This is a genomic window from Rhodanobacter spathiphylli B39, assembly GCF_000264295.1.
In the GTDB taxonomy this organism is placed as follows: Bacteria; Pseudomonadota; Gammaproteobacteria; order Xanthomonadales; family Rhodanobacteraceae; genus Rhodanobacter; species Rhodanobacter spathiphylli.
This window is the reverse complement of the sequence record NZ_AJXT01000004.1, coordinates 592,967-610,269: the sequence shown is the minus strand read 5'-3', so window position 1 is coordinate 610,269 and position 17,303 is coordinate 592,967. Positions and strand designations below refer to the sequence as shown.

The 17,303-nt window shown below is 64.9% G+C and carries 19 protein-coding genes and 1 other RNA gene; 9 read left to right on the top strand and 11 right to left on the bottom strand.

Annotated features, from left to right (window positions below; all coding sequences use genetic code 11):
- The first annotated feature begins 13 nt into the window (after positions 1-13).
- Genes UU7_RS03555 through UU7_RS03545 form a run of 3 tightly spaced genes read left to right on the top strand, consistent with a single transcriptional unit; the run spans position 14 to position 2,536 of the window.
- Positions 14-766 (top strand): prolipoprotein diacylglyceryl transferase, encoded by a 753-nt coding sequence (locus UU7_RS03555; protein ID WP_007805418.1) that lies wholly within the window; start codon positions 14-16, stop codon positions 764-766.
- The gene (locus UU7_RS03550) at positions 751-2,190 is read left to right on the top strand and encodes a radical SAM protein (protein ID WP_007805416.1); all 1,440 of its coding nucleotides are present in this window, start codon (positions 751-753) and stop codon (positions 2,188-2,190) included. Before UU7_RS03555 ends, UU7_RS03550 begins: the two co-directional genes overlap by 16 nt.
- Positions 2,183-2,536 (top strand): hypothetical protein, encoded by a 354-nt coding sequence (locus UU7_RS03545; RefSeq protein ID WP_007805414.1) that lies wholly within the window; start codon positions 2,183-2,185, stop codon positions 2,534-2,536. The genes UU7_RS03550 and UU7_RS03545 overlap by 8 nt, the downstream gene beginning before the upstream one ends.
- A gap of 33 nt (positions 2,537-2,569) precedes the next feature.
- Here the strand turns inward: UU7_RS03545 and dapB are convergent, their stop codons facing one another.
- The 5 genes from dapB to hrcA form a co-directional block, all read right to left on the bottom strand.
- Positions 2,570-3,370, bottom strand: a complete 801-nt coding sequence (dapB, locus tag UU7_RS03540; RefSeq protein ID WP_007805411.1) for a 4-hydroxy-tetrahydrodipicolinate reductase — start codon at positions 3,368-3,370, stop codon at positions 2,570-2,572.
- A 55-nt stretch (positions 3,371-3,425) separates the two neighbouring features.
- Positions 3,426-4,553 carry a molecular chaperone DnaJ gene (gene dnaJ, locus UU7_RS03535; protein WP_007805409.1) on the bottom strand — a complete coding sequence of 376 codons (1,128 nt, stop codon included), beginning with the start codon at positions 4,551-4,553 and terminating at the stop codon, positions 3,426-3,428.
- Between the two features lie 111 nt (positions 4,554-4,664).
- The gene (gene dnaK / locus UU7_RS03530) at positions 4,665-6,584 is read right to left on the bottom strand and encodes a molecular chaperone DnaK (RefSeq protein WP_007805408.1); all 1,920 of its coding nucleotides are present in this window, start codon (positions 6,582-6,584) and stop codon (positions 4,665-4,667) included.
- 154 nt (positions 6,585-6,738) lie between these two features.
- On the bottom strand, positions 6,739-7,272 hold the full coding sequence (gene grpE, locus UU7_RS03525; protein ID WP_007805404.1) for a nucleotide exchange factor GrpE: 534 nt from the start codon (positions 7,270-7,272) through the stop codon (positions 6,739-6,741).
- A gap of 81 nt (positions 7,273-7,353) precedes the next feature.
- Complete coding sequence (gene hrcA / locus UU7_RS03520) at positions 7,354-8,418, bottom strand: heat-inducible transcriptional repressor HrcA (RefSeq protein ID WP_007805402.1); 1,065 nt, start codon at positions 8,416-8,418, stop codon at positions 7,354-7,356.
- 125 nt (positions 8,419-8,543) lie between these two features.
- On the opposite strand from hrcA, the gene recN reads away from it, so the two are divergent.
- Positions 8,544-10,217: a DNA repair protein RecN gene (gene recN, locus UU7_RS03515; RefSeq protein ID WP_007805401.1), complete on the top strand. Its 1,674-nt coding sequence runs from the start codon at positions 8,544-8,546 to the stop codon at positions 10,215-10,217.
- Between the two features lie 24 nt (positions 10,218-10,241).
- Here recN and UU7_RS03510 read toward each other — a convergent pair whose 3' ends face one another.
- Complete coding sequence (locus tag UU7_RS03510) at positions 10,242-10,877, bottom strand: response regulator transcription factor (RefSeq protein ID WP_007805399.1); 636 nt, start codon at positions 10,875-10,877, stop codon at positions 10,242-10,244.
- 93 nt (positions 10,878-10,970) lie between these two features.
- Between UU7_RS03510 and UU7_RS03505 the strand changes: the two genes are divergently transcribed.
- Positions 10,971-12,569 carry an MASE1 domain-containing sensor histidine kinase gene (locus tag UU7_RS03505; protein ID WP_007805396.1) on the top strand — a complete coding sequence of 533 codons (1,599 nt, stop codon included), beginning with the start codon at positions 10,971-10,973 and terminating at the stop codon, positions 12,567-12,569.
- 301 nt (positions 12,570-12,870) lie between these two features.
- Here the strand turns inward: UU7_RS03505 and fur are convergent, their stop codons facing one another.
- Positions 12,871-13,293, bottom strand: coding sequence for a ferric iron uptake transcriptional regulator (gene fur / locus UU7_RS03500; RefSeq protein WP_007805394.1), 423 nt, complete (start codon positions 13,291-13,293; stop codon positions 12,871-12,873).
- A 75-nt stretch (positions 13,294-13,368) separates the two neighbouring features.
- Between fur and UU7_RS03495 the strand changes: the two genes are divergently transcribed.
- Positions 13,369-13,827 carry an outer membrane protein assembly factor BamE gene (locus tag UU7_RS03495; protein WP_007805393.1) on the top strand — a complete coding sequence of 153 codons (459 nt, stop codon included), beginning with the start codon at positions 13,369-13,371 and terminating at the stop codon, positions 13,825-13,827.
- Between the two features lie 27 nt (positions 13,828-13,854).
- Here UU7_RS03495 and UU7_RS03490 read toward each other — a convergent pair whose 3' ends face one another.
- Together UU7_RS03490 and UU7_RS03485 are read right to left on the bottom strand one after the other, a co-directional pair.
- A complete protein-coding gene (locus UU7_RS03490; RefSeq protein ID WP_007805391.1) occupies positions 13,855-14,133 on the bottom strand; it encodes an RnfH family protein in 279 nt (92 codons plus the stop codon).
- A complete protein-coding gene (locus UU7_RS03485; RefSeq protein ID WP_040672790.1) occupies positions 14,126-14,557 on the bottom strand; it encodes a type II toxin-antitoxin system RatA family toxin in 432 nt (143 codons plus the stop codon). The genes UU7_RS03490 and UU7_RS03485 overlap by 8 nt, the downstream gene beginning before the upstream one ends.
- Before the next feature lie 141 nt (positions 14,558-14,698).
- On the opposite strand from UU7_RS03485, the gene smpB reads away from it, so the two are divergent.
- Positions 14,699-15,190 (top strand): SsrA-binding protein SmpB, encoded by a 492-nt coding sequence (gene smpB / locus UU7_RS03480; protein ID WP_007805388.1) that lies wholly within the window; start codon positions 14,699-14,701, stop codon positions 15,188-15,190.
- 54 nt (positions 15,191-15,244) lie between these two features.
- Here the strand turns inward: smpB and ssrA are convergent.
- Positions 15,245-15,599, bottom strand: a transfer-messenger RNA (tmRNA) gene (gene ssrA / locus UU7_RS17565).
- Positions 15,600-15,790: 191 nt separating this feature from the next.
- On the opposite strand from ssrA, the gene UU7_RS03475 reads away from it, so the two are divergent.
- Both UU7_RS03475 and UU7_RS03470 read left to right on the top strand, forming a co-directional pair.
- Entirely contained in the window at positions 15,791-16,114 is a 324-nt protein-coding gene (locus tag UU7_RS03475; RefSeq protein WP_040672697.1) for a c-type cytochrome, read from the top strand.
- 18 nt (positions 16,115-16,132) lie between these two features.
- Positions 16,133-16,486 (top strand): c-type cytochrome, encoded by a 354-nt coding sequence (locus UU7_RS03470; RefSeq protein WP_007805385.1) that lies wholly within the window; start codon positions 16,133-16,135, stop codon positions 16,484-16,486.
- A 72-nt stretch (positions 16,487-16,558) separates the two neighbouring features.
- On the opposite strand, the gene UU7_RS03465 is transcribed toward UU7_RS03470, so the two are convergent.
- Positions 16,559-17,167, bottom strand: a complete 609-nt coding sequence (locus UU7_RS03465) for an NfuA family Fe-S biogenesis protein (protein ID WP_040672788.1) — start codon at positions 17,165-17,167, stop codon at positions 16,559-16,561.
- Positions 17,168-17,303: the final 136 nt, after the last annotated feature.

Below are 17,303 nucleotides of genomic sequence, written 5' to 3'. Positions count from 1 at the left end.
ACTCGCCCTGCCCATGTCGCCCGTCGCGCTGCACACGGCGTTCGAGGCACTGGCCTACGCGATCGGCTTTCGCACCTTCCTGTGGACACGGCGTCGACTGGCGCCGGCGGCATTCCGGCATGAGGACCACCTGGTCTGGGTGGCGGTGGGTGCGATCGTCGGCGCCGCGCTGGGCGCCAAGCTGTCGTTCTGGCTGGACGACCCGCTGACCGCGTTCGCCGAGTTCCCCGACCTGCACCACCTGCTGGAAGGCAAATCGATCATCGGCGCCCTGCTCGGCGGCCTTGCCGGCGTGGAGCTGGCCAAGAAGGTCGCTGGAGTCGACAACTCCACCGGCGATGCCTTCGTGCTGCCGTTGACCCTGGGCATGTGCATCGGACGGATCGGCTGCTTCCTGGCGGGTCTGGGCGACCATACCTACGGCGTGCCGACGACGTTGCCATGGGGCGTGGACTTCGGCGATGGCCTGCCGCGCCATCCCACCCAGCTCTACGAGATCGGCTTCCTGCTGGCCCAGTACGTGCTGCTGCACCGGCGTCGTGAGGCGCTGACCCGGCCGGGCGACCGCTTCCGCGCGTTCATGATCGGCTACCTGCTGTTCCGCCTGATGGTCGAGTTCATCAAGCCGGTGTTCTACACCTATCCCGGTGGGCTGTCCGGGCTGCAATGGCTATGCGTGGCCGGGCTGGTGTACTACGCCCGCGACATTCCACGTATCCTGCGGGCGTTGTTCGCCAGGGGAAGCGGTGCATGGGAGCCAAGGTAAGGCCATATCTGTTCTACGACAGCGCGGTGTCGATCTGCACGACCTGCCTGCGCCGGGTCGAGGCGAAGATCCTGATCAAGGATGAACGCGTCTACCTGGAAAAATGGTGTCCGCACCACGGCCGCGAGCGCGTGCTGATCGCCGACGACGCCGCGTACTACCGCCAGTGCCGCGAGCTGTACATCAAGCCGCCGGAGCTGCCGCAGCGCTTCAACACGCCGCAACACTACGGTTGTCCGTACGACTGCGGCCTGTGCCCGGAACACATGCAGCACTCCTGCCTGACCCTGGTCGAGATCACCGACCAGTGCAACCTGCGCTGTCCGATCTGCTACGCCGACAGCGGGCCGCACCGTCCCGGCTTTCGCGATCTGCCCACGGTCGAGCGCATGCTCGACGCGGTGGTGGCCAACGAGGGCGAGCCTGACGTGGTGCAGATCTCCGGCGGCGAACCGACCTTGCACCCGGATTTCTTCGCGATCCTCGATGCCGCGAAGGCGCGTCCGATCCGGCACCTGATGGTCAACACCAACGGCCTGCGCATCGCCAAGGAGCCGGAGTTCGCCGCGCGACTGGCCGGATACCAGCCCGGCTTCGAGCTGTACCTGCAGTTCGATTCCCTGCACGACGAGGTGCACAAGGACTTGCGCGGCGCGAAGCTGCGCGACGTGCGGCTGAAGGCGCTGGAACATCTCAACCGGCACGACATCTCCACCACGCTGGTCGTCACCGTGAAGAAGGGCCTCAACGACGGCGAGCTGGGCGAAATCATCGACTTCGCGCTGACCCAGCCGTGCGTGCGCGGGGTAACCTTTCAGCCGATCCAGGCGGCCGGCCGTCTGGAAGGCTACGATGCGGAACACAACCGGCTGACCTTGAGCGAGGTGCGCCGGCGCATCCTCGAACAAAGTCCGCTGTTCCAGCCCGACGACCTGATTCCGGTGCCATGCAACCCGGACTGCCTGGCGATGGCCTACGCGCTGAAGATGGGCGACCAGGTCGTGCCGCTGACCCGCTTCGTCTCACCGGAAACCCTGGTCAGCAAGGGCCGCAACACCATCGTGGTGGAGCGCGACGAGGAGCTGCGCGCCCACGTCTTCGAGCTGTTCGCCACCAACCACTCTCCCGAATCGCAGGCCTGCTCGCTGGCCGACCTGCTGTGCTGCCTGCCGCAGGTGCAGGCGCCGTCCGACCTGGGCTACCGCAACGTGTTCCGCGTGCTGATCATGCAGTTCATCGACGCCCACGGCTTCGACCTGCGTGCGGTGAAGAAATCCTGCGTGCACATCGCCCAGCCCGACGGACGGATCATTCCGTTCGATACCTTCAACCTGTTCTACCGCGACGACAAGGCTGCCACGTTGACGAAGCTGCGCCGCGAGATCGAACAGGGCCGTGCCATCGAGGAGACATCGCATGAGTGAGATGCGTCTGGAACCGCCGACCTCCGCGCCATCACCTCCGCCGCCCATGCCGCGCGAACCGGAGGCTTCCGATGGCTCGCTGGCGGCCGGGGTCGGCCTGGCCTGGCTGGTCATGATCGTTGGCGAAGTGCTGGTGACGACGCTGATACTGACGACGAACAGCCTTGGCGCCGTCCTGGGCGGCTTCCTGCTTCCGCCGCTGGCAATCGTCGTATGGGGCGTCGTCCTGCTCAACGGCAACAAGCCACGCACCGGCAAGGGCATGCTGCTCGGCCTGCTGTCGATCATTGCCGTCGCGTTCCTGCTGGTCGCCGCCTGCTTCGGCCTGATCAGCTCCTATCACTGAGCTGTCACCAGCCGATCGAGCCACCGACGCAAGTCACCGCTGCGTCGCGATGACATCCTCGAGCTGCCAGTGCCCGGCACCGCGGCCGACCAGCCAGTACGCCGCCTGCAAGGCACCCCGCGCAAAGATCGAACGATCGGTGGCACGATGAATCAGCTCCAGCCGTTCGCCCTGCCCGATCAGCATCGCGGAATGCTCACCGACGATATCGCCGCCACGCACCACCGCGAAACCGATGCTGCCCTCGCTGCGCTCGCCGGTCCGGCCTTCGCGGCTGCAGACCGCCGCAGCTTCCAGCGTGGTTTGCCGCGCGCCGGCGGCGGCATGGCCGAGTGCCAGGGCAGTGCCCGAGGGAGCATCCTGCTTGCGGCCATGATGTGCTTCGACGATCTCCAGGTCCCACGCCGGCAACGCGGCAGCGGCTTCGCGCAGCAGTCGCGCCAGCACCGCCACGCCCAGGCTGAAATTGGCCGCGCGCAGAAGGGCGACATGCTTGCCGGCGTCGGCGAGGCGCGCCTCCAGCGCGGCGTCGAGGCCGGTGGTGCCACTGACCAGGCCGATGCCGCGCGCCAGGCAATGATCGAGCGCCGATGAGAGGGCTGCCGGGCTGCTGAAGTCGATGACCACGTCGATCAGCGGCGCCTGCGCCCAGTCATGCGCATGGCGCAGGACGCTGTCGGTGAGTGGCGCCACCAGTTGGCCATCGTGCGGCGAACCGGGGGCCACCACCGCATGCACCAGCGCGAAGCGGGGATCCTTGCCGACAAGATCCAGCAAGGCACGACCCATGCGGCCGGAGGCGCCGTTGATGGCAAGACGGACGGGTCGGGTCATCAGCGACGCACTCCAGTGGCTCGATCATTGGATGCTGGCCTGCGGCCAGCAGAAATCACGCGGTGACTTTCGACCAGAACTTCTTCACGCCATCGACCCAGCCGTTGGCGCGCGGCGTGTGCTTGCTGGCCTCGCTGCCGTCGAACGTAGCCTCCAGTGATTCCAGCAATTCGCGCTGCTGCTTGGTCAGGCGCACCGGCGTCTCCACCACGACCCGGCAGATCAGGTCGCCATGACGACCGCTGCGCACCGACTTGACTCCGCGGCCGCGAAGGCGGAACTGGGTGCCGGTCTGGGTTTCCGACGGGATGCTGATCGGCACCTCGCCATCCAGGGTCGGCACGGGTAGTTCGGCGCCCAGCGCCGCCTGCGAGAAGCGGATCGGCAGCTCGCAATAGAGATCGTTGCCCTCGCGCTGGAAAATCGCGTGCTCGCGCACCTGCACTTCCACGTACAGGTCACCGGACGGGGCCCCGGAAGGACCCGCCTCGCCCTGCCCGGTCAGGCGGATGCGATCACCATTGTCGACGCCTTCGGGAATCTGCACGGACAGCGTGCGGGTCTCCTCGATGCGGCCTTCGCCGTGGCATTTCCTGCAGGGATTCTCGATGGTCTGACCACTGCCGCCACAATGCGGGCAGGCCTGCTGGATCGAGAAGATGCCGTTCTGCATGCGCACCTGGCCGTGGCCGTGGCAGGTCTTGCACTTGTTGACCTTGCCATCCTCCGAGCCGCTGCCGTTGCAGTGGTGGCAGTTGACCTGGCTGGGTATCTCGATCTGCCGGCTGACGCCGAACACGGCCTCTTCCAGGTCCAGTTCCATGATGTAGCGCAGGTCGGCACCGCGACGTGGGCGCCCGCGTCCGCCGCCGGCACGACCGAAGATGTCGCCGAAGATGTCGCCGAAGATGTCGCCCACGTCACCGAAACCCGCGCCGCCTCGACCGCCCATGCCGTGCTCGAACGCGGCATGACCGTGCTGGTCGTACATGGCGCGTTTCTGGGTGTCGGACAGCACCTCGTAGGCCTCCTTGGCCTCCTTGAACTTGTCCTGCGCCGAGGGATCGTCCGGGCAGCGATCCGGGTGGTATTTCATCGCCAGCCGGCGAAAGGATTTCTTCAGCTCGACTTCGCTGACGCTGCGCTCCACGCCCAGCACTTCGTAGTAATCACGTTTGCTCATTGATGCATCCACACTGCCTGTCGCGCCCCTGTCCTGCATTCAGCAAACAGCCCACGCCGGGAGATTCCCGGCGCGGGCTGGCCCATCGGCAACGCCGATGACGATGCCGAATTACTTGCCGTCTTTCACTTCGGTGAACTCGGCATCCACCACGTCATCGGGCTGGGCCGAACCGCCGCCCGGTGCGGACTGTGCACCGGCGTCAGCCTGGGCGCCACCCTGCGCCGCTGCATACAGCGCCTGTGCCACCTGTTCCAGCTTCTCGACCTTGGATTCGATCGCCGCCTTGTCGTCGCCGTCCTTGACCTTCTCCAGGTCGGACAAGGCACCCTCGATGCTGCTCAACTGGTCAGCCGGCACCTTGTCGCCGTGTTCCTTCAGCGCGCTGCGGGTGGCGTGGACAAGCTGGTCGGCCTTGTTGCGGGTAGCCACCAGCTCGTGGAACTTCTTGTCCTCTTCCTTGTTCGCCTCAGCGTCCGCGACCATCCGGGCGATCTCTTCCTCGGACAGGCCAGAGCCGGCCTTGATCTCGATCTTCTGCTCCTTGCCGGTCTTCTTGTCCTTGGCCGACACGTGCAGGATGCCGTTCGCGTCGATGTCGAAGGTGACCTCGATCTGCGGCATGCCACGCGGTGCCGGCTCGATGCCCTGCAGGTCGAACTTGCCCAGCGACTTGTTCGCGCTGGCGCGCTCGCGCTCGCCCTGCAGCACGTGCACGGTCACCGCGGTCTGGTTGTCGTCGGCCGTGGAGAAGGTCTGCGAGGCCTTGGTCGGCACCGTGGTGTTCTTCTCGATCAGCTTGGTCATCACACCGCCCATCGTCTCGATGCCCAGCGACAGCGGGGTGACGTCGAGCAGCAGCACGTCCTTGACCGAACCACCCAGCACGCCGCCCTGGATCGCCGCGCCCACGGCGACGGCCTCGTCCGGGTTGACGTCCTTGCGCGGTTCCTTGCCGAAGAAGTCCTTCACCGCTTCCTGCACCTTGGGCATGCGGGTCTGACCGCCGACCAGGATCACGTCGTCGATGTCGGACACGCGCAGGCCGGCGTCATTCAACGCGGTGCGGCACGGATCGATGGTGCGCTTGACCAGATCCTCGACCAGCGCCTCGAGCTTGGCCCGGGTCAGCTTGATGTTGAGGTGCTTCGGACCCGAGGCGTCGGCCGTCACGTACGGCAGGTTCACGTCGGTCTGGTGGTTCGAGGACAGCTCGATCTTGGCGCGCTCGGCGGCGTCCTTCAGGCGCTGCAGCGCCAGCGGGTCCTTGCGCAGATCGATGCCCTGCTCCTTCTGGAATTCCTCGACCAGATAGTCGATGACGCGCATGTCGAAGTCTTCGCCACCCAGGAAGGTGTCGCCGTTGGTGGCCAGCACCTCGAACTGCTTCTCGCCGTCGACCTCGGCAATCTCGATGATCGACACGTCGAAGGTGCCGCCGCCCAGGTCGTACACCGCGATCTTGCGATCGCCACCCTTCTTGTCGAGGCCATAAGCCAGCGCAGCTGCCGTCGGCTCGTTGATGATGCGCTTGACGTCGAGACCGGCGATCTTGCCGGCATCCTTGGTGGCCTGGCGCTGGCTGTCGTTGAAGTACGCCGGGACGGTGATCACCGCCTCGGTGATCGTCTCGCCGAGATAGTCCTCGGCGGTCTTCTTCATCTTCATCAACACCTTGGCGGCGATCTCCTGCGGCGCCATCTTCTTGCCGTCGGAGGTCTGCACCCAGGCGTCACCATTGTCGTGCGCCACGATGCCGTAGGGCACGATGTGGAGATCCTTTTGCACTTCGGCGTCGGTGAACTTGCGGCCGATCAGGCGCTTCACCGCGTAGAAGGTGTTCTTCGGGTTGGTCACGCCCTGGCGCTTGGCCGAGGCGCCCACCAGCACTTCGCCGTCCTTGTTGAAGGCGACGATGGACGGCGTGGTGCGGTCGCCCTCCGAGTTCTCGATGACCTTGGTGGTCGTGCCGTCCATCACGGACACGCAGGAGTTGGTGGTGCCCAGGTCGATGCCGATGATCTTGCCCATGTTCAATCTCTCCAGATTTTTTTGCGGCCCCCGCGGCCGCGATGATTTTCAGATGGGGGTCTGCTCTGGCGATTCAATGCCGGCCATGCCCCGAAGACGTGTTCCCAGTGTTTCGCCGGCGCGCCATTCAGGCGGGCGCCAGCGTGGTGACCGATCAGTCCCTGGCTACCGCCACCAGGGCGGGACGCAGCAGGCGGTCATTCAGCACGTAACCCTTCTGCAGCACGCTGACCACCGTGCCCGGCGCCTGGCCCGCAGCGTCGACCATGCTCACGGCGTGGTGGCGTTCCGGGTCGAGCGGCTGACCCAGCGGATCAACCTGCGACATGCCATGGTTCTCGGCGACCTTCAGCAGCGCCTTCAGGGTCAGGCCAAGACCTTCGCGCATCGAAGCGACGTCGGCCGCCTCGACCGCCAGGCCGCTCTCGAGTCCGTCGTACACCGGCAGCAACTCGCCGAGCAGTTTCTCGTTGGCGAAACGGCGGGCCTGCTCCAGGTCGCGGTGCAGGCGGCGACGCTGGTTGTCGAGCTCGGCGTGCTCGCGCAAGACGGTCTCGCGCAGCTCGGCATTGCTGGCCTCCAGCTCGGCCACACGCGCCTGCAGGGCCTCCAGCTCGGGATTGGCTGCGTCAGCGGAATAGTCCTCGGCTGGCGCGTCGCCCGACGAATGCGGATCGTTGTTCTGCATGTTCACTCCAAACGGTTGTCATGGCCGGCACGAGTGCCGACCGCCCATGATTCTTGCGAGAAACCCCGTCTCCCGCAGCGGTTATAGGGTCGTGGCCGCCCGATTCAAGGCGTCGCTGAGCAATCCGGCAGTGGCCTGCACTACCGGGATCACCCGCTCGTAGGCCATCCGGGTCGGGCCGATGACGCCCACCGCACCCAGCACCCGCCCCTGCGCGCCGTAGCTGGCGGTCACCACGCTGCAACCATCGAGCGCGGTAAAGCCCGACTCCTCGCCGATGAACAGGCGCATGCCGGGGGCCCGGGCGCAGACTTCCATCAACTGCAGCAGTTCGTTCTTTTGCTGGAATGCCTCGAACAGCTCGCGCATGCGCTGCATGTCGGCCAGCTCGGCATAGCCCATGAGATTGGTCTGGCCGCTGACCAGCATGTCCGGCCCGCTCGGACCGTCGGGCCCGAACGAGGCGGTGGCCAGCTCGACCGTACTGGCCAGCAGCCGGTTCAATTCGCTGCCGGCCTTGCGCACCTCGGCCAGCAGGTGGGCGCGGATATCGTGGATGCGGAAACCGGCAAAGTGGTTGTTGAGATAGTTGGCGGCGCGCTCGAGCTCGCCGGCATCCAGCGGCTTGGCCAGTTGCACGATGCGGTTCTGCACCTGGTTGTCGCTGAAGACCAGGATCACCAGCACCCGCGCATCCGGCAACGACACGAAATCAATATGTCGCAGCGGGAAATCGGCCTGGCGCGGCACGGTGACCACGCCGGCGAACCGGGTCATCGCGGACAGCAAGGTGGAAACATTGCCCAGCAGGTCGCGCGTGGTGGTTGGTCCCGGCGGCAATTCGCGCTGCAGGCGGGCCATCTCGGCCTGGGGCAGCGGCTGCAGTTCGATCAGGCTGTCGACGAACAGGCGCAGCCCGCGGGGCGTCGGGACCCGCCCTGCCGAGGTGTGCGGCGAAGCAACCAGGCCCGCTTCTTCCAGATCCGCCATGATGTTGCGGATGGTGGCGGCACTGACATCCAGGCCGGAGGAACGCGACAGCGTGCGCGAGCCGACCGGTTCGCCGTCGATCAGGTATTGCGCAATCAGCGTGCGCAACAGGTTGCGCGCGCGTGCATCGAGGTCATGGCCGTGCCGATTCGTCATGCTGAGTGTTGCAGTCCGTGAGACCACACAGAAATAAGGTCTGCGCCCGCGCCTTGCAAGTGAAACGTATCCCAGCAGCCCAACGGCTCCCGCTACAATCCCGTCACTCCCCGATCAAGCCAGCCATGCTTACTTCGCTCTACGTCCGCCATTTTGCCGTTGTGGAAGCCGCCGAAGTATCCTTCGGCCCCGGCCTGACCGTGGTCAGCGGCGAAACCGGTGCCGGCAAGTCGCTGCTGGTCGACGCCCTGATGCTGCTGGCCGGGGCCCGCGCCGACAGCGGCATGGTCCGCGCCGGCAGCGACCGTGCCGAACTGGCGGCCGAGTTCGACCTGACCGATCTGGCCGAGGCGCGGGCGTGGCTGGCCCGCGAGGAACTGGACGAGGATGGTGGCTGCCAGTTGCGCCGGGTGATCCGTGCCGAGGGCAGTTCCAGGGCCTGGATCAACGGCCGTCCGGCCAACGCCCGCCAACTCGGCGAACTGGCCGCCCTGCTGGTCGAGATCCATGGCCAGCACGAGCATCAGGCACTGCTCTCCCGTCCCCATCAGCTGGCCCTGCTCGACGCCTATGCCGGCCATGACGACCTGCTGGTGCAGGTGCGCGAAAGCGCCATGCAGTGGCGCGAGCTGGCGGCGCGCATGCGCAAGCTCAGCGGCGGCGACGACCGGGACCAGCGCCTCGAACTGCTTCGCCACGAAATCGAATCGCTCGAAAAATGGTCCCTGCCGGCGACCGAACTCGCCGAGCTGGAATCAAGTCACAAGCGGCTGGCCAATGCCGGTCGACTGGCTGAAGGCAGCACCAGCGTGCTGGAGCTGCTCGATGGCGACAGCGAATTCGCGCTGCGCCGCGCGCTGGGCCGCACCCACGCGGAGCTGTCCAAGCTTGCCGCACTCGACGACAAGCTCGCCCCCCTGCTCGACTTGCTGGACAACGCCGGCATCCAGTTGGCCGAGGCGGCCGATGGTCTGGGACGATACGCGCAGGACGTCGATCTCGATCCGGAACGCTTCAGCGAAGTGGACAACCACCTGGCCCGGCTGCACGAACTGTCACGGCGGCACCGGCTGCCGGCTGCGGAATTGCATGACAAGCTGGCCGCCCTGCGTGCCGAACACGACGAACTGGAAGGCGCCGGCGATGCGCTTGAAGCGCTGGCCACGCAAAGCCGGCGGCTGGAGCTGGCCCATGCCGACGCCGCCGCCAGGCTGAGCGAGGCCCGCTCGCTCGCTGCCAGTCGGCTCGGTGAGGAAGTCAGCGCCCTGATGAACGAACTGGGCATGGCCGGCGGCCAATTGCAGGTCGAACTGGAACCCGCTGCCGCCAGCGAGCCCGACCCGCAGGGCCGCGAACGCTGCGAGTTCCTGGTCAGTGCCAATCCCGGTCAACCACCGCGCGCACTGCGCAAGGTCGCCTCCGGTGGCGAGCTGGCCCGCATCAGCCTGGCCATCGAAGTCGCCACGCTGGGCAAGGACACGGTCGGCAGCATGATCTTCGACGAGGTCGATACCGGCATCGGTGGGGCGATCGCCGAGGTGGTCGGGCAGAAACTCCGGGCGTTGGGCGCGCAGCGACAGGTTCTGTGTGTCACCCATCTGCCGCAGGTTGCCGCGCAGGGGCACGCCCATCTGCGGGTCAGCAAGCACAGCGATGACGACTCCACCCGCACCCGTATCGAGAAACTCGATGCCGCCGGCCGCCGCGACGAGCTGGCGCGCATGCTGGGTGGTCTGGAGATCACCCGGGAAACCAGGGCCCACGCCAGGCAGATGCTGGACCGCGCACAGACGGACTGAGCTGATGCCGACGCGAGTGACCCGTCAGCCCGCCGGTGACAGCAACCCTCGTTCGCTGGCCATGCGGTAGAGGTCCAGTTCCGACCCCGCTCCCAGCTTGCCCATCAGGCTGGCCCGGTGGATGTAGACGGTCTTCTGGCCGATGCCCAGCTCCGCCGCCACCTGCTTCGGGGTGAGGCCGCCAGCCAGCAGCAGGAACACTTCGCGCTCCCGCGTGGTGAGCCGGTTGACCGGGTCCAGCGCCTCATTCGGCCGCTCCGCGCGACGCTGGCGCAGGTCCGAGCTCAGGAAGCACTCGCCCTGCATCACCGCGCGCAGGCCCGCCACCAGTTCTTCGGGAGCGACACCCTTGGTGACGTAACCACTGGCGCCGCGACGAAGCGCTTCGGATACGTACGGCTCGCCGTCATGCATGCTCAGCACCACAATGCGGGCCTGCGGATGCACGCTGCGAAGATGCTCGATCAGCGGCAGGCCGCTGCCATCCGGCAGGGACAGGTCCAGGGCCACCAGATCGGGGCGCCAGTGCCCCACGGCTTCGACGGCGTCGTCGGCGCTGCGGCATTCGGCCACCACATCGAGATCGGACTCCATCTCGATCAGCCGCTTGAAGCCCTCGCGAACGATGGCATGGTCATCAACCAGAACAATGCTGTACATCCGCCTACTTTACACAGAGCGGGAGCCCTTCTGTACATTCCGGCCGCTCGCGCCCCTGAACACCCGCACGGGGCGCGCATGTAACATTCATCCATGCGATCGAAACTCCTGCACCTGCCTGACTCCGGGCCCATCATTGCCGCGGGCTATCTGCTGCTCTGGCTGCTGCTGTGGTCGACCGTCCAGCCCTACTGGATGCTGCCTTACGGCCTGCGTTTCGGCACCCTGCTGCTGACACCGGTGCGTTATTGGGGCTGGCTGCTGGGCGCCGAGCTGGCCGCGACCACCGGCATCGCGCTCGCCCATGGCATGCCACTGGGCTGGCTGAGCTTCGCCATTGGCGAGGTGCCGGAGCCGCTGGTAATGGCCGGTGGCCTGTGGCTGCTGCGCCGGTTCAACCTGCATGCCAGCCTGCAAAGCCCGCAGGAAGTGACCCGGCTGATGCTGTCGGTGGTTCTGGTGGTCTCCGCGACGACCGCCGTCGACGCCGCCCTGCTGGCGATGGTCAGCACCCCGAGCTCCCCCGAATTGCTGGCTCGCATGCTTGGCGAGGAGTTGCTCAGCCAGTATCTGGGCATCCTCCTGATCGTGCCGTTGATGATCATGGTCCTGCGCACGCGAATCGAGCAGCGCGCGCTGGCCAGTCTGGTCATGGACGGCCTGCTGGTCATGCTGCCGTCGATGACCATCCTGCTGGTGCTGTCGGAACAGGCCGCGCCGCAACCGCAGTTCGCCCGGGTACTCTCGCTGGCCCCGGTATTGTTCTTCGCTTTCCGCCACGGCTGGCGAGGAGCCAGCCTGGCCATGTTGACCACCAGCCTGGGCATGACCCTGGTGGATCAGCACCTCGGCCACGCCCCCACGACGGCCGCGGCCTACCTGTTCCTGGCCGTGGCAGGCACCGGCGCGCTGATGCTCGGCTCGGCCACGGACGCCCTGCGCCGCAGCAGCGCGCGGGTGGCCGAGCAGAATGTCTACCTCGGCGCCGTCAACCGCCGCCTCGACCAGCTGGCCCATCAATTGCGGGACGCCGCGCGCGGCAACCTGCAGGCCGACGAAAACCAGCGCCGCCATCTGGCCGCCGAACTGCATGACGAGCTCGGCCAGAACATCACCGCGATCCAGACCCACGTGAAGCTGGCCCAGGCACGCCTGCACCAGGCCGGGATGGAGGACATCAGTACCTCGATCAACACCATCCTCGCGCACATGCGGCGGGCCCTGCATCGACTGCTCGACGACCTGCGCCCGGCCGTGCTGGACGAGTTCGGGCTGCTGCGCGCGCTCGATGAGGGGCCGATTCGCGACCTGCTGAATGCGGCCGGGATGACGTATCACACCCAGTTGCATGGCGATCCGCGCCTGCTGGACGACGACACCCGCACCGCCATTTATCGGCTGGTGCAGGAGAGTGCCACCAACGCCGTCAAGCATGCCCGGGCTAGCGAGTTCCGGCTGCGCCTGCGCATTGGCGAACGCCAGGGCATCGCCGTGGCCCTGCTGGACGTCCGCGACGATGGTGCAGGCCTGCCCAGCCGGCTGCCGCGTGGCGGTCGTGGGCTGCAAGGCATGCGTGACCGCGTCACGTCACTGGGTGGGCAGTTCCGGCTGCGTCCCGCCGCTACCGGTGTCCATCTGCGCATCTTGCTGCGAAGCAGCACATGTGCGGTGGAAGATCAGCGAGTGTCCTAGGAATTTTTCTGATACCGCAAACGTGAAGCTCTCGTTACGATCAATTCATCGATGTGGGGGAGCCGTCATCGCAAGATGACGGATCAGGGTAGCCGTGGGGACGGCGGCCCTGAAAAAACGGCAGGATGCCGTTTCGCCGCTACCTGGCGAGAGTCATGAGGCAACAGCGAGCCATTCGCTTGCCGATCGACAGGTAGAGGAGCAGCCGCGGGCGGACAGGAGTCCTCCTCGCGGCTTTTTTATGCCTGTCGTTTGCCCTTTCGGAGAAATGACGGCAGAGATGGACGTCGCGGCGGTCTGCTCAGCCTTTGCGGGAACGCTGCTTGGGCCTTACATAGAGCACCAGGTTGTGATCCTCGATCACATAGCCGTGCTTGGCCGCAATTTCATGCTGGAGACGCTCGATCTCCTCGCTGACGAACTCGATGACCTTTCCGCTGTCCACATCAATCATGTGATCGTGGTGCTTGCCGCGGTCAAGTTCGTAGACGGCCTGGCCACCTTCAAAATTGTGCTTGACGATGATGCCGGCCGCCTCGAACTGGGTCAGCACCCGGTAGACGGTGGCCAGTCCGATGTCTTCCTGGTGGGCAAGCAGCTTCTTGTAGACGTCCTCGGCGCTGAGATGCTGCACGCCCTCCTCGTCGAAAATCTGCAGGATGCGCATGCGCGGATGCGTCACCTTGAGGCCAACCCTGCGCAGCTCTCTGGTTTCCTGTTCCATGCCTCATCCTCGCACACGGCCTTTTCGGGCCGGTAGTGTATCATCCGACACCTTCACGATCCGGACGCAACACGCATGCAAAAGCTGATTACCCTGCTGGTTTTCACCATGCTGGCGCTCTCTGTCGCCGGCTGCCACATCGTCTACAAGCCCGACGTGCAGCAAGGCAATCTGCTGGACAAGAAAACGGTGGATCAGCTCAAGCCCGGAATGACCAAGCATCAGGTGCTGGTGCTGATGGGAACGCCCTCGGTGAACAGCCCGTTCGATCAGAGCCGCTGGGACTACGTTTCGACTTTTTCGCATCGTGGCGCCCCGATGAAGGTGCGCACGTTCACGCTGACCTTCAACAACGACATCCTGGTGCGTACCGAAGGTGACTTCTTTGCGCAGGATGCCCAGCAACTGGTCAAGGACAGCAAGAAGTACAACGCCGGCTATCCGGCCAACGAAACCGAAGGCGACAAGAACACCTCGCCGGATGCCAAGAAGGACAACGGCGGTTTCGGACAGGGCAGCAACGACGGCCACTGATCGGACGACTGCCTGACTGCACCTGGCTCAACGGGCACGTCGCCGACGTGCCTCCATCGGATCGAGCAACAAGGGGCGATATATCTCGACCCTGTCGCCGTCGCGAAGTACGTGATCCGGCGCCACCTTGCGTGAAAACAGGCCCAGACGTTCGGGACTGATCGTTCCCTCGGGGAGTGCCCCGGCCATCCCCGAAGCGGCAATGGCTTGGGCCACCGTGGCACCCTGGACCATATCGACCCGGCGTCGCAGGACATGCTCCGATCCAGCGCAAATGACTTCCACCCGGATCGTGGCCTCATCCATAAACGCGTCCGGCCTCCCGGCAGAAGTCATCCACCATGCGCCCGGCCAGCCCCTGGAAGCCCAGCTTCAGGGCGCTGCCACCAAGCCGACCGGCATAGTCGAAGTCCAGCGCGAAAGCGACCTTGCACCCCGCCTCACCCAGCGCGGTGAAATCCCATACGCCTTCGAGGCTGCGGAACGGCCCGTCTACCAGATCCATCTGCAGACGCCTCGGCGGGTCGATCGTGTTTCGCGTCGTGAAGCTCTGCCGGAAGCCCGCGAACTTGAGATCGAGTCGCGCCACCAGCACATGCTCCGAGCGCTCCAGAATTTCCGCACCGGCACACCAGGAGAAGCGCTTTGGGTATGCTTCAACTTCATTGACCAGGTCGAACATCTGCGCTGGCGAATATTTCACCAGCGCGCTGCGACGGATTTCGATCACGACAACCTCTTCGGCTTGTGCATTCATCCGTGAATGCGAAAGATCAAGTGAGCGTCCTGCCTGGACGCAATCTCAACAAAGCGTCGCCCCGATGGGCGCGACGGGCAATGCGGCCGCCCAGAGGCCCGAAGTTTAGCGGACATGGCCAAGAGCAAGGAAAAGGACAACAAGGGAGGCGGGACCATCGCGCTGAACAAGCGCGCCCGTTTCGAGTACCACATCGACCAGCGCTTCGAAGCTGGAGTCGCGTTGCAGGGCTGGGAATTGAAGGCGCTGCGTGCAGGTCGCATCAATTTCGGCGACAGCTATGCGGTGGTACTGAAGAACGAGATATTCCTGGTGGGAACCTCGATCCCTCCGCTGATCAGTGCTTCCACCCACGTGATCGCCGAGGACCGGCGCACGCGCAAGCTGCTCCTTCACCGGAAGGAGATCGATCAGCTGGTCGGTGCCGTCGAACGCAAGGGCTACACCCTGGTGCCGACCGCGATGTACTGGAAAGGCAACAAGGTGAAGGTCGAGATCGGCCTGGCCCGCGGCAAGCAGGAACACGACAAGCGCGACACCGAGAAGCAGCGCGACTGGCAGATCGAAAAGCAGCGCACCATGCGATCGCACAACCGCGCAGCCTGAAACTTCGGCAAGGCACCAAAGAAAAAACCCCCGATCGCTCGGGGGTTTTCTTGTTGGTGGAGGTGGCGGGAGTCGAACCCGCGTCCGAAGGCGTTAAATGCCCGGATCTACATGCTTAGCTCGCCGTTCGATCTCGTTCCGCGACAAGTACGGTGGGCAAAACGCACCGCGGAACCAGCCTGATTGATTTAGCCTAGAACCGCCAGGCGGCAGCGTTCGGCGATCTCATGATAATGACCCTACACCGACGAGCATGAGCACAAGTGGGTTCGGGGCTTACGCCTTAAGCGGCGAGAGCGTAGTTGTCGTCGTTGGCAACTATGAGTTTGCTGCTGGATTAACGAGGAAAGCTGCCCCCTCGGCATGCACCAAGTCATCTCACTACCCCCGTCGAAGCCAGGACACCCCCGGGGAAAACGATCTGACACTCGAAGTATATGGGGACGCGGCACGCAACACCAATACCCGGACGATGTACCGCATGCGAGCCGTGCAATCCTTGATCATCGTCAAGTGGAGTGTTGTTAGGTCGTTAACGCAACGTCTATACTTGGTGGCTTGCAAGATCCCGTATCCGTCGCACTCGTGGGAAAGACCTCGATGACTCGATTGCATTTGCTGGGCCTGGTTGTGGCCTCTGCCCTGTTCGCCACCGCGAGCGCCCACGCCGAAGGCGACAAGGCTGCTGGCCGCAAGCTGGTTTATACCTGTGCCGGCTGCCACGGCGTGCCCGGTTACACCAATGCCTATCCGCAGTATCCGGTGCCGAAGATCGCCGGCCAGAACGAGCAGTACATCGTCAACGCGCTGAGTGGCTACAAGGCTGGCGACCGCAAGCATCCCACGATGGGCGCGCAGGCCCAGAGCCTGTCGGATGCGGACATCCGGAACATCGCCGCCTACCTTTCCAGTCTCGCCCAGTAGTCGCCAAGGATTTCACGCATGAACCGTGTGCTTACCCTGCTTTCCGTCGGCGCCGTGCTGGCGTTCGCGTCCACCCAGTTGCTGGCCAACGGCAATGCCGAGAACGGAAAGCAGAAAGCTGCAACCTGCTTCGCCTGCCATGGCACCGATGGCAATTCGGTAGATCCCCAGTACCCTCGCCTGGCAGGACAATACAATCTGTATCTCCAGCGCGTGCTGCACGAATACAAGAATGGCGATCGCGACAACCCGATCATGAAGGGCATGGTCGCCACGCTCTCCGACCAAGACATCGAAGACGTGTCCGCGTATTTTTCGGGGCTGCCGAGCAAGCTCGACACGCTGCAGGGTCACATCGGCGGCGACAAGTAAGCCGATTCTTCCCTGCAGTCCGAAAAAGGCCCGCTTGAGCGGGCCTTTTTTCGTCATGGCGCACCGACCGGTTCAGGCAATCGCGGATTTGCCCTCGGCCTTGCTGTAGTAGGGCTTCTCGCCGCCGGCGTGATCGGTGGCGTCGCGAACCGCGGTGATTTCCGGCACCCGCTCGCGCAGGGTCTTTTCGACCCCCTGCTTCAGGGTTACGTCGACCATCCCGCAACCATGGCAGCCACCGCCGAACTGGAGCAGCACCACACCATTGGCGTCGATCTCCAGCAAGCTGACCCGGCCGCCATGCGAAGCGAGCTTCGGGTTGATCTCGGCCTCCAGTACGTAGCGCACACGCTCGATCAGCCCCGCTTCTGCGCCAGGGATGTCACCCTTGATCTTCGGTGCCCGGATATTGAGCTGGCCACCGGTCGCGTTCGGCTCGAAGTCGATGCTGGCACCGTCAAGCCAGCTGGCGCTCTCGCCGTCCACATGAAAGTCGAAACCGGCGCACTCGATCGTCCATTCCCCGCCGGCCAGGTCGATCGGCTCGCAGAACTCCAGTTCGCAGTTTGCCGCGGGCGTACCCGGCGAAGTCACCCGCAGGCGAATGCCCAGTCCTTCGATGCCCTGTTGTGAGAGAAGGCGCAGAAAGTGCTGCTGCGCGCGCTCGGAAATATCAATCATGCCTGCTCCAGAACCACCCATGTCGATGCCGGCCGGACCGCGCCGACGAAACAGCACCATTTTAGTCCTGTTTCAGGCTTCATGCGCGCTTTGACTTTTGCGCGCACAACTTCGACGCTTCGCGTCCGCTATTCCG

Coding starts and splice junctions, on each gene's coding strand:
- UU7_RS03495 (WP_007805393.1), top strand. CDS start 13,369: ATGCAAAAGCTGATTACCCTGCTGGTTTTCACCATGCTGGCGCTCTCT.
- recN (WP_007805401.1), top strand. CDS start 8,544: ATGCTTACTTCGCTCTACGTCCGCCATTTTGCCGTTGTGGAAGCCGCC.
- UU7_RS03490 (WP_007805391.1), bottom strand. CDS start 14,133: ATGGATGAGGCCACGATCCGGGTGGAAGTCATTTGCGCTGGATCGGAG.
- UU7_RS03470 (WP_007805385.1), top strand. CDS start 16,133: ATGAACCGTGTGCTTACCCTGCTTTCCGTCGGCGCCGTGCTGGCGTTC.
- UU7_RS03510 (WP_007805399.1), bottom strand. CDS start 10,877: ATGTACAGCATTGTTCTGGTTGATGACCATGCCATCGTTCGCGAGGGC.
- UU7_RS03505 (WP_007805396.1), top strand. CDS start 10,971: ATGCGATCGAAACTCCTGCACCTGCCTGACTCCGGGCCCATCATTGCC.
- UU7_RS03475 (WP_040672697.1), top strand. CDS start 15,791: ATGACTCGATTGCATTTGCTGGGCCTGGTTGTGGCCTCTGCCCTGTTC.
- dnaK (WP_007805408.1), bottom strand. CDS start 6,584: ATGGGCAAGATCATCGGCATCGACCTGGGCACCACCAACTCCTGCGTG.
- UU7_RS03555 (WP_007805418.1), top strand. CDS start 14: ATGTCGCCCGTCGCGCTGCACACGGCGTTCGAGGCACTGGCCTACGCG.
- UU7_RS03465 (WP_040672788.1), bottom strand. CDS start 17,167: ATGATTGATATTTCCGAGCGCGCGCAGCAGCACTTTCTGCGCCTTCTC.
- dapB (WP_007805411.1), bottom strand. CDS start 3,370: ATGACCCGACCCGTCCGTCTTGCCATCAACGGCGCCTCCGGCCGCATG.
- UU7_RS03545 (WP_007805414.1), top strand. CDS start 2,183: ATGAGTGAGATGCGTCTGGAACCGCCGACCTCCGCGCCATCACCTCCG.
- fur (WP_007805394.1), bottom strand. CDS start 13,293: ATGGAACAGGAAACCAGAGAGCTGCGCAGGGTTGGCCTCAAGGTGACG.
- UU7_RS03550 (WP_007805416.1), top strand. CDS start 751: ATGGGAGCCAAGGTAAGGCCATATCTGTTCTACGACAGCGCGGTGTCG.
- smpB (WP_007805388.1), top strand. CDS start 14,699: ATGGCCAAGAGCAAGGAAAAGGACAACAAGGGAGGCGGGACCATCGCG.
- hrcA (WP_007805402.1), bottom strand. CDS start 8,418: ATGACGAATCGGCACGGCCATGACCTCGATGCACGCGCGCGCAACCTG.
- grpE (WP_007805404.1), bottom strand. CDS start 7,272: ATGCAGAACAACGATCCGCATTCGTCGGGCGACGCGCCAGCCGAGGAC.
- dnaJ (WP_007805409.1), bottom strand. CDS start 4,553: ATGAGCAAACGTGATTACTACGAAGTGCTGGGCGTGGAGCGCAGCGTC.